The 13,217-nt window shown below is 41.7% G+C and carries 16 protein-coding genes; all 16 read left to right on the forward strand.

Features of this window, described 5'->3' with window-relative positions; translation table 11 throughout:
- Positions 1–89 precede the first annotated feature (89 nt).
- The 16 genes from der (at position 90) to aroH (ending at position 13,203) form a co-directional block, all read left to right on the forward strand.
- Positions 90–1,400: a ribosome biogenesis GTPase Der gene (gene der, locus HNQ82_RS01685; RefSeq protein ID WP_183246616.1), complete on the forward strand. Its 1,311-nt coding sequence runs from the start codon at positions 90–92 to the stop codon at positions 1,398–1,400.
- Between the two features lie 12 nt (positions 1,401–1,412).
- Positions 1,413–2,432, forward strand: a complete 1,020-nt coding sequence (locus tag HNQ82_RS01690) for an NAD(P)H-dependent glycerol-3-phosphate dehydrogenase (RefSeq protein ID WP_183246618.1) — start codon at positions 1,413–1,415, stop codon at positions 2,430–2,432.
- 175 nt (positions 2,433–2,607) lie between these two features.
- Entirely contained in the window at positions 2,608–2,811 is a 204-nt protein-coding gene (locus HNQ82_RS01695; protein ID WP_032099893.1) for a DUF2768 domain-containing protein, read from the forward strand.
- Positions 2,812–2,826: 15 nt separating this feature from the next.
- On the forward strand, positions 2,827–3,549 hold the full coding sequence (locus tag HNQ82_RS01700) for a hypothetical protein (RefSeq protein ID WP_055440654.1): 723 nt from the start codon (positions 2,827–2,829) through the stop codon (positions 3,547–3,549).
- A gap of 124 nt (positions 3,550–3,673) precedes the next feature.
- Entirely contained in the window at positions 3,674–5,152 is a 1,479-nt protein-coding gene (gene spoIVA, locus HNQ82_RS01705) for a stage IV sporulation protein A (protein WP_055440653.1), read from the forward strand.
- Between the two features lie 259 nt (positions 5,153–5,411).
- Positions 5,412–5,684: an HU family DNA-binding protein gene (locus HNQ82_RS01710; RefSeq protein WP_003394524.1), complete on the forward strand. Its 273-nt coding sequence runs from the start codon at positions 5,412–5,414 to the stop codon at positions 5,682–5,684.
- Positions 5,685–5,794: 110 nt separating this feature from the next.
- Positions 5,795–6,358 carry a GTP cyclohydrolase I FolE gene (gene folE, locus HNQ82_RS01715; protein WP_032099890.1) on the forward strand — a complete coding sequence of 188 codons (564 nt, stop codon included), beginning with the start codon at positions 5,795–5,797 and terminating at the stop codon, positions 6,356–6,358.
- 9 nt (positions 6,359–6,367) lie between these two features.
- Positions 6,368–6,595, forward strand: coding sequence for a trp RNA-binding attenuation protein MtrB (gene mtrB, locus HNQ82_RS01720; protein WP_004889838.1), 228 nt, complete (start codon positions 6,368–6,370; stop codon positions 6,593–6,595).
- Between the two features lie 60 nt (positions 6,596–6,655).
- Positions 6,656–7,306 (forward strand): heptaprenyl diphosphate synthase component 1, encoded by a 651-nt coding sequence (locus tag HNQ82_RS01725; protein ID WP_183246620.1) that lies wholly within the window; start codon positions 6,656–6,658, stop codon positions 7,304–7,306.
- Positions 7,307–7,331: 25 nt separating this feature from the next.
- Positions 7,332–8,045 (forward strand): demethylmenaquinone methyltransferase, encoded by a 714-nt coding sequence (locus HNQ82_RS01730; protein WP_183246622.1) that lies wholly within the window; start codon positions 7,332–7,334, stop codon positions 8,043–8,045.
- An 11-nt stretch (positions 8,046–8,056) separates the two neighbouring features.
- Positions 8,057–9,019, forward strand: a complete 963-nt coding sequence (gene hepT, locus HNQ82_RS01735) for a heptaprenyl diphosphate synthase component II (RefSeq protein WP_055440650.1) — start codon at positions 8,057–8,059, stop codon at positions 9,017–9,019.
- 111 nt (positions 9,020–9,130) lie between these two features.
- Positions 9,131–9,577 carry a nucleoside-diphosphate kinase gene (gene ndk / locus HNQ82_RS01740; RefSeq protein ID WP_032099885.1) on the forward strand — a complete coding sequence of 149 codons (447 nt, stop codon included), beginning with the start codon at positions 9,131–9,133 and terminating at the stop codon, positions 9,575–9,577.
- Between the two features lie 98 nt (positions 9,578–9,675).
- Complete coding sequence (locus HNQ82_RS01745; RefSeq protein ID WP_183246624.1) at positions 9,676–10,446, forward strand: CheR family methyltransferase; 771 nt, start codon at positions 9,676–9,678, stop codon at positions 10,444–10,446.
- A gap of 108 nt (positions 10,447–10,554) precedes the next feature.
- A complete protein-coding gene (gene aroC, locus HNQ82_RS01750) occupies positions 10,555–11,724 on the forward strand; it encodes a chorismate synthase (RefSeq protein ID WP_183246627.1) in 1,170 nt (389 codons plus the stop codon).
- The gene (aroB, locus tag HNQ82_RS01755) at positions 11,724–12,863 is read left to right on the forward strand and encodes a 3-dehydroquinate synthase (RefSeq protein WP_183246629.1); all 1,140 of its coding nucleotides are present in this window, start codon (positions 11,724–11,726) and stop codon (positions 12,861–12,863) included. The genes aroC and aroB overlap by 1 nt, the downstream gene beginning before the upstream one ends.
- Positions 12,823–13,203, forward strand: coding sequence for a chorismate mutase (aroH, locus tag HNQ82_RS01760; RefSeq protein WP_032099881.1), 381 nt, complete (start codon positions 12,823–12,825; stop codon positions 13,201–13,203). Before aroB ends, aroH begins: the two co-directional genes overlap by 41 nt.
- Positions 13,204–13,217: the final 14 nt, after the last annotated feature.

The raw sequence follows: 13,217 nt of genomic DNA on the forward strand, positions 1-13,217 counted from the left end.
TTTTTTGATAAAATGGGAAAGCTAGCCCCTTCAGTGGAAGGGCTTCTTTTTTGTTCGGGTTTCGAATTTTAGTGAAGGAGTGTGAGAATATGTCGAAACCAGTTGTAGCGATCGTTGGTCGCCCAAATGTTGGGAAATCGACGATTTTTAATCGTATTGTTGGGGAACGTATTTCGATTGTAGAAGATGTGCCGGGAGTGACACGTGACCGGATTTATAGTAGCGCAGAATGGTTAAATACAACGTTTAACATTATTGATACCGGTGGAATTGATATCGGTGATGAACCTTTATTAACGCAAATTCGTCAACAGGCTGAAATTGCAATTGACGAGGCGGACGTCATTATTTTTATGACGAATGGTCGTGACGGTGTCACAGCAGCGGACGAAGAAGTAGCGAAAATTTTATATCGCTCGAATAAACCAGTTGTTTTAGCTGTAAATAAAATTGACAATCCAGACATGCGTGAAAACATTTACGATTTTTATACGCTTGGATTCGGAGAGCCGATTCCGATTTCAGGTACGCATGGATTAGGAATCGGAGATTTGTTAGATGCAGTCGTTGCGCATTTTCCTAAGCGTGAAACGAAAGAATACGATGCGGATGTCATTAAGTTTTGTTTAATCGGTCGCCCGAATGTTGGGAAATCATCCCTTGTTAACGCAATTTTAGGAGAAGAACGGGTCATTGTTAGCGATATAGCAGGAACGACGCGCGATGCAATCGACACGACGTTTAAGCGAGACGGACAAGAATATGTCATTATTGATACAGCGGGGATGCGCAAAAGAGGAAAAGTGTATGAGAGTACCGAAAAATATAGTGTGTTGCGTGCATTAAAAGCAATTGAGCGTTCTGATGTTGTGCTTGTCGTCATTAACGCCGAAGAAGGCATTATTGAACAAGATAAAAAAATTGCTGGATATGCACATGAAGCCGGCCGTGGTGTTGTTATCGTTGTAAATAAATGGGATGCGATTGAAAAAGATGAAAAGACAATGAATGAATTCGAGAAAAAAATTCGTGATCATTTTCAATTTCTTGATTATGCTCCCGTCGTATTCGTTTCTGCCAAAACGAAACAACGATTGCACAAGTTGCTACCGGTTATTCAAATGGTAAGCGAAAATCATGCGATGCGCGTTCAAACGAACGTATTAAATGAAGTACTTATGGATGCAATTGCGATGAATCCGACACCGACACATAACGGCCAACGATTAAAAATTTACTACATGACACAAGTTGCAGTAAAACCACCGACATTTGTCGTATTTGTCAACGATCCTGAACTTATGCATTTTTCGTATGAGCGATTTTTAGAAAACCGTATTCGTGATACGTTCGGATTTGAAGGAACGCCAATAAAAATCATTGCGCGTCCGAAAAATTAAGGGGGTGACTAGATGGTTGCAGTATTAGGTGCAGGTAGTTGGGGCACGGCTTTGGCGATCGTTCTTGCTGATAATGGACACGACGTTCGACTTTGGGGACAGCGCCAAGAACAAATTGATGAAATTAACGAAAAACATATGAATGAGAAATATTTACCGAATATTCATCTTCCTGAAACGATTGTCGGTTATGTAGATCTTGCCAAAGCACTGGAAGGGATTGAAACGGTCGTATTAGCTGTTCCGACAAAAGCGATTCGCGATGTGTTGCAGCGTGTTCGCGCGTGTATAGAACAGCCGATTACGGTCGTTTCGGTTAGCAAAGGTATTGAACCAGATACAAATAAACGTATTTCAGAAATTATTGAAGAAGAAATGGGAGAACGGTTGCAAGATGTTGTCGTTTTATCAGGTCCAAGTCACGCCGAGGAAGTGAGTTTACGTCATCCGACAACGGTGACCGTATCATCGAAAAATATGGATGCAGCGGAGCGCATTCAAGATTTATTTATGAATCACCAATATTTTCGCGTATATACAAACCCAGATTTAATCGGAGTAGAAATTGGCGGGGCATTAAAAAATATTATTGCATTAGCAGCAGGAATTACCGACGGGCTCGGTTACGGGGATAATGCGAAAGCAGCGCTTATGACGCGCGGGCTTGCGGAAATGGCTCGCCTCGGTAGTCGGCTTGGTGCCAACCCCCTTACGTTTGCCGGGTTGACAGGAATTGGTGATTTAATTGTCACATGTACAAGCGTCCATTCGCGCAACTGGCGCGCAGGAAATATGCTTGGAAAAGGATATGCGCTTGATGATGTGCTAGCAAATATGGGAATGGTTGTTGAAGGTGTGCGAACGACAAAAGCTGCCTATCAGTTAGCGAAAAAAATGAATGTGGATATGCCGATTACAAATGCACTTTACGATGTATTATTTAACGGAAAAGATGTAAAAAGTGCAGTAGATTCGTTGATGGCGCGTGGAAAAACGTCAGAACTTGAAGATTTGGCAAACATTTCGCTATAATTTTCTTTGAAATGGGCATGTGAAGAGCGCTTTGTTATTTATATTGCATACAATGCTATGAAAACATTCTCAGACTTGAATGGATGGTGCATGTTTAGTCATCGTCTGAAGTAAAGACGCCCCCCTTTACTTCAGCTTTTTTATGCAGCCATTATATAGAAAGTGAGGGAGAGAGATGTCGCCGGGTCTTTTAAAAATGTGGATTTCATTAACAGGAATCGGATTAATGTTTGTCTCTGTATTTTCGATTTATTTTAGTCGATATAAGGTGAAAAATAAGGTCATTAAAATCGTTTTAGCGACAATTGCATACATAAGTATGATTATCGCTGGTCTCATTATTGTATTTGTCGTATTTAGCGGACCGGTGCAAGAATAAAAGGATGGATGAATGATGAAAAAGTGGCTAATTTCTGCAATGGTCGTTGTCGTATCGATGATGTTATCTGGATGTTTATATCCACAAGAGCGATTAGCACAAAACCAAATTCCGTATAAAGAACAAGTCGAGCGTGTGCAACAAGCAGTAAATGAATATCGACAAGCGACAGGTGGCTTACTACCAATTAAAACACGTGATATGTCTACGCCAATTTATCAAAAATATCCGATTGATTTCAACATGCTTGTGCCACGATATATGGCAGAGCCGCCAGGAAATGCATTTGAAAGCGGTGGCGTATACCAATACGTTCTCGTTGATGTCGAAACAAATCCGACAGTGAAATTGCTCGATTTACGTGCCGCAGAGGCGATTCGTGATTTAAAATTGCGTATTCGTATGTATCAAGACGCCCATGGTTACCCGCCATTTAAAGACGTGTTGGCGAAAGGTGTATTTACGCTCGATTACAAGAAGCTTCGTTTAGATGCGCCTCCCCATGTCGTTAGCCCGTATTCCGGAAAAAACCTTCCTCTCATCATCGATGGCAAAGGGGAAATTTATATTGATTACCGTATTGATTTATACGAAAAACTGCAAACAGAAGCGCATCACTATCGGTATGGAGATGATATTCGCGACTTGCTTGTCAAGCATTCGCTTTTTGTACCTGCTTATTCCCTCCCTTATACGATTGATGAAAAGAAAAAAGAGCCAATTTTTCTTGTGAAATAAGTCATGATCCCTTCTCTAAACAAATACATTTTAGAGAAGGGATTTTTTTAGTCATAAACAAATAGGACAACAACATATGCATATAGTGTCCTCATATGTTTCAAATATAAGGGAGGGAAGGCAGTTGGAAAAGGTCGATCTTTTTAAAGATATTGCTGAACGAACAGGCGGAGATATTTATTTAGGAGTTGTCGGTGCTGTTCGAACAGGCAAATCGACATTTATTAAAAAGTTTATGGAACTTGTTGTCATTCCGAATATTCAAAACGAAGCAGATAAAGCGCGGGCACAAGATGAACTGCCACAAAGTGCAGCTGGAAAAACAATTATGACGACAGAGCCGAAGTTTGTTCCGAATCAAGCGGTAAAAGTGAAAGTAGACGATGGACTTGAAGTGAATATTCGTCTTGTAGATTGTGTCGGTTATACAGTCCAAGGGGCAAAAGGTTTTGAAGATGAAAACGGACCACGTATGATTCACACACCATGGTATGAAGAGCCGATTCCGTTTCAAGAAGCAGCCGAAATTGGCACGAGAAAAGTCATTCAAGAACATTCAACGATCGGTGTGGTCATTACAACGGATGGTTCGATTGGAGAAATTCCGCGCGAAAATTATATCGAAGCGGAAGAACGTGTCGTCAACGAATTAAAAGAAGTAGGTAAGCCGTTTATTATGATTATTAATACAGTACGTCCGCAACATCCAGAAACAGAAATGTTAAAGCAACAATTAAGCGAAAAATACGATATTCCGGTGTTAGCATTAAGTGTAGAAGGAATGCGCGAAACAGATGTATATCAAGTGCTCCGTGAGGCATTATATGAGTTTCCAGTATTAGAGGTGAACGTCAATTTACCAAACTGGGTTATGGTGTTGCGCGAAAATCATTGGTTACGTGAAAGTTATCAAGATGCAGTGCGCGATACAGTAAAAGATATTAAGCGATTACGCGATGTCGACCGCGTCGTGCAACAATTTAGCGAATATGACTTTATTGATGAAGCTCGTTTAGCTGGCATTGAAATGGGGCAAGGCATTGCAGAAATTGATTTATACGCGCCGGACGAATTGTACGATCAAATTTTAAAAGAAGTTGTCGGTGTTGACATTCGCGGAAAAGATCATTTGCTGCAATTGATGCAAGATTTTGCTTATGCGAAGGCGGAATACGATCAAATCGCTGATGCGCTTCGCATGGTGAAACAAACAGGTTATGGTATCGCTGCTCCATCACTTTCTGATATGAGCTTAGATGAACCGGAAATTATTCGCCAAGGCTCTCGTTTTGGTGTTCGACTAAAAGCCGTCGCCCCATCCATTCATATGATTAAAGTCGATGTGGAATCAGAGTTTGCACCAATTATTGGAACAGAAAAACAAAGTGAAGAGCTCGTCCGTTATTTGATGCAAGATTTTGAAGATGATCCTCTTTCCATTTGGAATTCTGATATTTTTGGCCGCTCGCTCAGTTCCATTGTTCGCGAAGGCATTCAAGCAAAGTTGGCGCTTATGCCTGAAAATGCCCGTTACAAACTAAAAGAAACGTTAGAGCGCATCATTAACGAAGGATCTGGTGGACTGATTGCCATTATATTATAAAAAGACTCCGTTTGGGGTCTTTTTTGCTTTGAAACGAAAATTTTTTCTTGCAGTGAAAAAGAGCGATATGATAATCTTTATTCAGAAAATGTTAGACTCGTTGGAGAATAATAGGCAAATTGCATGATTTTGCTGAAAAAATGTTGAATTATGAGCAAGAATCAGTTAATATAAGGCATGTTAATGTATAGAAACAATAGAAAGTGTAAACAACTGAAAGTAATGTATAATACATACGCTTTGGGAGGAGGTGAATGGCATGAACAAAACGGAATTAATCAACGCGGTAGCTGAAGCAAGCGGCCTTTCTAAAAAAGATGCATCTAAAGCAGTTGATGCGGTTTTTGATGCGATTACAGAAGCGCTTAAAAACGGTGATAAAGTGCAATTAATCGGTTTTGGTAACTTCGAAGTGCGTGAGCGTGCGGCGCGCAAAGGACGCAACCCGCAAACAGGAGAAGAAATCGAAATTGCTGCAAGCAAAGTTCCTGCTTTCAAACCTGGGAAAGCGTTAAAAGATGCTGTAAAGTAAGAAATTACATACAGCCAAAGAGGTAGCCGGTTGCGTGCTACCTCTTCTTTTTTGCCTTTTTTCATCTTTATATGCTAGAATCGGATTACGTGAAGTTGAATGCTAGGAGGATGCAACAAATGAATGTAGAACAAATCGAACAGGCAGTCCGCTTAATTTTAGAAGCTATCGGTGAAGATCCAAATCGTGAAGGTTTACTTGATACGCCGAAGCGGGTAGCAAAAATGTATGCGGAAGTGTTTTCAGGTTTAAACGAAGATCCGAAAATACACTTACAAACGGTATTTAGTGAAGATCATGAAGAACTTGTCCTCGTCAAAGACATTCCATTTTATTCGATGTGTGAACATCATCTCGTTCCATTTTTCGGTGTTGCTCATGTTGCATACATTCCACGTGGTGGCAAAGTGACAGGATTAAGCAAACTAGCAAGAACGGTCGAAACAGTCGCACGACGCCCGCAGTTACAAGAGCGAATTACGGCAACCGTAGCTGACGCCATTATGGAGACGCTCGAACCACATGGAGTGATGGTTGTTGTAGAGGCTGAACATATGTGCATGACGATGCGTGGTGTGAAAAAGCCAGGAGCTAAAACAGTTACAACGGCAGTACGTGGAACGCTAGAAACAGATGACAAAGCTCGTGCGGAAATATTAGCGCTTATTAAATAGGGGGGTATTATGATGCAAGGCGATTATGTTGTAATTAAGGCGTTAGAGGACGGAGTGAATGTTATCGGGTTAACGCGTGGTTCGGATACGCGTTTCCATCATTCTGAAAAGCTTGATCAAGGGGAAGTGCTTATTGCCCAATTTACAGAGCATACATCAGCGATTAAAGTACGTGGAAAAGCACTTATTCAAACGCAACATGGCGAAATCCAGTCTGATGCGAAAAATCATCGTTAACGTCAAGAAGGTTTATGATATAATAAAGTTTGAGTTTTTGGGAAGCAAGGGTGATGAGTCATGGATATGCAACAGCAAATCGAACAAGTAAAGACGCGCATTCAACGGGCAATTGCCCATTCGTATGTAGATCGCTATATACAACCACGCATCATAGATGAAGATCGCATATCGTTTGCTCTTTCTATGTTACGTTCCGCTCAAGTGGAAGAAAACATCGCACTCGATCACGTGTTTGCCATGATGTTAATTCAACTCGCCCTTGACACCCATGATGAAGTAGATGAGCAACAAATGATGCAACAGAGGCAATTAACGGTGCTTGCCGGAGATCTATATAGTGGATTGTACTACGAATTTTTAGCGCGACGACATGACATTTCACTCATTCGTCGCTTTGCCGAAGCGATTAAAGAGATCAATATACAAAAAATTCGCCTGCAGCAACTGTCGTCAGATGATCTTGAACGCTTTCATTGCATCGCTGTTATTGAATCCGCTTTGCTTCGTCAACTTGCGAAACATGTGCATGCTCATGAGTGGGGAGAATTAGCGTATTACTTGTTCGCGCTAAAACGTGTTCATCGTGATGGAGCGAAATCAACAGCGTTGATGGATTATATCGATCACTGTCAGCGAAAATTACAAGATCTTCTCCCGTTTCATGTGCACGAAGAAGTAAAAGAGCGATTCTCTCATCTCCTCGTTTGATTTCAGTTGAAAGAAGGGGATTTTTATGCAACAGTCGAAAGAAGAACGTGTGCATCGTGTATTTGAAAAAATTTCTGATCATTACGATCGGATGAATTCAGTCATTAGTTTTAAACGTCATGTCGCATGGCGAAAAGATACGATGAAACGAATGAATGTACAAAAGGGAGCGAAAGCGCTCGATGTATGTTGCGGAACGGCAGATTGGACAGTCGCGTTAGCCGAAGCCGTTGGACCTAGTGGTGAAGTGTATGGGCTTGATTTTAGTCGCAATATGTTAAAAGTTGGGGAAGAAAAAGTAAAAGAGCGCGGTTTTCAACACGTTACGCTTGTTCATGGTAATGCGATGAGTTTACCGTTTCCTGACGATACGTTCGACTATGTGACGATCGGCTTTGGATTGCGTAACGTTCCTGATTATATGACGGTATTAAAAGAAATGTATCGTGTAGCAAAGCCAGGCGGAAAAGTCGTTTGTCTGGAAACGTCACAGCCAACGCTCATCGGTTTTCGACAATTATACTATGCATATTTTCGTTATGTCATGCCTTTTTTTGGGAAGATTTTCGCAAAAAGTTATGAAGAATACTCGTGGCTACAAGAGTCAGCACGTGAATTTCCGGGAATGGACGAGTTAGCAAATATGTTTCGTCAAGCCGGTTTCGTGGACGTACAAGTGAAACCGTATACGTTCGGAGTGGCGGCGATGCATCTCGGACATAAACCTGATAGACGTTAAGGTGAATAGTGATGAAGCTAAAAGCGATGTATTCGTTTTTGAATGGAGATTTAAACCGAATCGAAGAACAATTAAAAATAACGGTGCAAACGTCCGATCCGCTCGTCAACGAAGCATCGTTACATTTGCTTGAAGCGGGAGGAAAGCGCATTCGTCCGGTGTTTGTTTTGCTTGGCGGACAATTTGGTACGTATCATTTTGAGAAGATGAAGCGGGTAGCTGTCGCTCTTGAGCTCATTCATATGGCTTCCCTTGTCCATGATGATGTGATTGATGGGGCGATGTTGCGACGTGGAAAGGAGACGATTCAAGCGAAATGGGGCGATCGATTTGCCATGTACGTTGGTGACTATTTGTTTGCCCGAGCGCTTGAGCAAATGTGTGAAATCGATGATCCAGTCGCTCATCACATTTTAGCAAACACCATTGTTGAAGTATGTCGAGGAGAAATTGAGCAAATTAGCGACAAATACCGATTTGATCAAAATTTACGTCGTTATTTGCAACGAATTAAGAGAAAAACCGCGTTGCTCATTGCAGCAAGTTGCCAACTCGGCGCTGTCGTGGCAGGAGCGCCTGAAGCTGTCCATAAAAAATTGTATTGGTTCGGTTATTACGTCGGTATGTCGTTTCAAATTACAGACGATATTCTTGATTTTATTGGGACAGAAAAGCAACTGGGTAAGCCAGCAGGCAGCGATTTATCGCAAGGTCATGTAACGCTCCCTGTTTTGTATGCCATGAGGGAACGAACATTAAAAGAACAAATTATGAAAGTAAACGAACATACGACAAATCTTGAAATGGCAAATGTCATTGATCGCATTAAGCAAACAAATGCGATCGAAAAGTCGTATGAGCTTGGGGATCGCTATTTGCAAAAAGCGCTTGATACGTTACAAAAATTGCCGCGCAATCGCGCTTGGACAGCACTTTATAACATTGCGAAATATATCGGAAAGCGAAAATATTAAAAGAAAAATTAAAACGTTTTCATGGCGAATATTGCTAACTTGCATACAAAATGGTATAATTGCGGAGGAGTCAATTCCAATACATAACGTATCAGGGGTGGAGAATTCGTCATGGAAAGAACATTTCTAATGGTCAAACCAGATGGGGTACAGCGCGGTGTCATCGGTGACATCGTTGCTCGCTTTGAGCGCAAAGGTTTTCAGCTTGTCGGTGCAAAGTTGATGCAAGTATCGCGTGAACTTGCTGAACAACATTATGCAGAACATAAAGAGCGTCCTTTTTTCGGTGAGCTCGTTGAATTTATTACGTCCGGTCCAGTATTTGCGATGGTATGGGAGGGTGAGAACGTTATCGCAACAGCTCGTCAAATGATGGGAAAAACAAACCCACAAGAAGCGTTACCAGGCACCATTCGCGGTGATTTCGGCTTAACTGTCGGAAAAAATATCATTCACGGCTCTGACTCAAAAGAGAGCGCTGCGCGCGAAATTCAACTATTTTTCAAAGAAGAAGAACTCGTTTCTTACAACAAGCTAATGAACGAGTGGATATACTAAAAAAGGTAGGCGCATGCCTATCTTTATTTTTTTATTCCTGTTTTTTCACATTTTCGTTATACTGTATGTATGAAAGAAAAGGAAGAGGAGTTTTTAGAATGAGTGATTATCAACAATTTATTGCAAACGTGAAACGAAAAACAGGTATTGATTTAGCGTTATATAAAGAAGCCCAAATGAAACGGCGCTTAACTTCTCTTTATGAAAAGAAAGGATTTAAAAATTTTGATGAATTTTTTCGGGCAATGAATCATGATCAAGCGTTGTTTCATGAGTTTTTAGATCGTATGACGATTAACGTATCTGAATTTTTCCGAAATGCAAAACGATGGGAAGTGCTAGAGAAAAAAATTATTCCGAAACTTCTTGAAAAAAATAAACGATTGAAAGTTTGGAGTGCCGCTTGCTCAACAGGAGAAGAACCATATACGTTAGCGATTATTTTGTCTAAATTTATGCCATTATCGCAAGTGAGTGTATTAGCGACAGACATTGATGATAACGCCATGGCTCGCGCGAAGCTTGGCATTTATATGGAACGTTCTCTTCAAGAAGTGCCAGAAGATGTGAAGAAAAAATTTTTTGTTAAAGAAGGGTCTCACTATAAAATTATCGATGACATTAAACGAACGGTCACGTTTAAAAAGCATAATTTGCTTGCCGATCCGTTTGATACGAACTTCGACTTAATTGTTTGTCGCAACGTGCTTATTTATTTCACAGAAGAAGCAAAACATGAGTTGTACTTAAAATTTAATCGCGCTCTTCGTCCTGGAGGAATATTTTTCGTCGGTAGCACGGAACAAATTTTTAATCCGGCGGCATACGGTTTTGAAGTAGAAGATACATTTTTTTATCGAAAAATGTAGTTGCGACCGAACTTGGTCGCTTTCTGTGCAATTAAGGGGTTACGTCCACCAAAAAAATGTGCTATATTCATACATAATCGCTTTAAAGAGATGAAGGGAGAGAGGGAATTGCGGTACTTAACAGCTGGTGAATCTCACGGTCCACAATTAACAACAATTATTGAAGGTGTTCCGGCCGGATTGACGCTTTTGGCGGAGCATATTAACGAAGATTTAGCGCGTCGCCAAAAAGGATATGGTCGCGGACGACGCATGCAAATTGAAAAAGACGAAGTGAAGATTTTAAGCGGTGTTCGTCACGGGAAAACGCTCGGTTCTCCGATTACGCTCGTTGTTGAAAATCGCGATTGGAAACATTGGACGAACATTATGGGGATCGAACCGCTCGCTAGTGATACAGAAGAAGTGAAACGAAAAGTGACGCGCCCACGTCCAGGACATGCTGACTTAAACGGGGCGATCAAGTATGGTCATCGTGATATGCGCAACGTATTAGAGCGTTCCTCGGCGCGTGAAACAACGGTGCGCGTAGCAGCTGGAGCGGTAGCGAAGCGCATTTTATCGGAATTAGGTATTCGCATCGCAAGCCACGTCGTTGAAATTGGAGGGGTAAAGGCGGAAAATACCGCATATACATCGCTTGAGGAGTTGCAACGAGTGACAGAACAATCTCCTGTTCGTTGTTTTGATGCGGAAGCGGAAAAAAAGATGATGGCCGCAATTGATGAAGCGAAAGAAAAAGGCGACTCGATTGGTGGAATTGTTGAAGTCATTGTTGAAGGTGTTCCGGTAGGCGTTGGGAGCTATGTTCATTATGATCGGAAGTTAGATGCAAAAATCGCTGCTGCGATTGTTAGCATCAATGCCTTTAAAGGCGTTGAGTTTGGCATCGGATTTGAAGCTGCACGTCGCTTTGGCAGCGAAGTGCACGATGAAATTATATGGAGCAAAGAAACGGGATATACGCGCAAAACAAACCGACTTGGCGGATTTGAAGGCGGGATGACGACGGGCATGCCGATCGTTGTTCGCGGAGTCATGAAGCCGATTCCGACATTATATAAACCGCTCATGAGTGTCGATATTGAAACGAAAGAACCGTTTGCAGCAAGCATTGAACGTTCAGATAGTTGCGCAGTTCCAGCCGCAAGCGTTGTTGCGGAAGCTGTTGTAGCATGGGAAGTTGCCAATGCCATTGTCGAACAATTTGGACAAGATCGCATCGATCTCATTATAGAGAATGTTGAAAACATGCGCCGGTACGCAAAGGAGTTTTAATGATGAAACGCATTCACATCGCTACGTCGTCGAAACAATATGAAGTTGTCATTGGGAATGAATTATTGCATATGATAGATCGCATGATTGATCGTATTTGTCCACATGTGACAGCTGTCCTTATCATTACAGATGAAACAGTCGCTTCGCTTTACTTAGCTGATGTGCAACAAGCTCTTCGTCAAACATATGACCGTGTGTATACTCATATTATTCCAAGTGGAGAAGAAGCGAAGTCATTTGAACAGTTTTACGCGTGCCATACAGCAGCATTAACAAACCGTCTCGATCGTGATTCATTAATCATTGCGCTTGGCGGAGGGGTCGTCGGAGATTTAGCAGGCTTTGTCGCAGCGACATATATGCGTGGCATTCGATTCGTTCAAGTGCCGACGACGTTACTAGCGCATGACAGTGCTGTTGGTGGGAAAACGGCTATTAACCATCCGCTCGGAAAAAATATGATTGGCGCTTTTTATCAGCCTGAACTCGTTTTTTACGATATTTCTTTGCTTCATACGCTTCCAGAACAGGAAATGCGGTCAGGTTTTGCGGAAATTATTAAACACTCTTTAATTTATGATCGTGTTTTTTTCGGCTGGTTACAAGCGAATGTGCAAAAACTCGATGATTTACGTGGTGACCGTTTGCAATACGCGATTCAAAAAGGAATTGAAATTAAAGCGGCTATTGTCGCCAAAGATGAAAAAGAGCACGGTGTTCGCGCTCATTTAAACTTTGGTCATACGCTCGGTCATGCGCTAGAGAGTGAACTTGGTTATGGGGTGATGACGCACGGAGATGCGGTTGCTCTTGGTATGCTATTTGCCATTTTTGTAAGCGAACATTTTTACAAACAACCGCTTTTTTATTCATCTTTTCGAACGCTGTTTAAACATTACGGGTTTCCAACATCCCTTCCATCGCACGTATCGCCCGAACGGTTGCTCGAAAAAATGAAAAAAGATAAAAAAGCGAAAGATCAAACGGTGCGTATGGTGTTAATGAAAGAGATTGGAACGGTATGTGTAGAGCGTATAGACGATGAGCAATTATTGAGATGGTTATACGCGTTTGCCGAAGAAGGAGGGGAAAAATGTGATTCGAGCGATTCGCGGGGCAACGACTGTGAGCGATAACGATGAACGAGAAATTATAGATGAAACGAAGCGATTGTTAACGGAAATGATACAGCAAAACGATGTGAAAGCAGAAGACGTCGTATCGGTACTCATTTCGATGACCGATGATTTAAACGCTACGTTTCCAGCAAAAGCGTTGCGTCATCTGGACGGCTGGACGTATGTGCCCGTCATGTGTATGCGTGAAATTAACGTTCCACACGCGTTACCAAAATGTATTCGCGTCATGATGACCGTACATACAAATCGAACGCAACAAGATATGCATCACGTATATTTACGCGATGCTATCCAACTTCGCCCAGATTTAAAGTTGACAAAAAAGTCAGACATATAATATGATGGTTTATA

This window comes from Anoxybacillus tengchongensis (genome assembly GCF_014201585.1).
Lineage (GTDB): Bacteria > Bacillota > Bacilli > Bacillales > Anoxybacillaceae > Anoxybacillus > Anoxybacillus tengchongensis.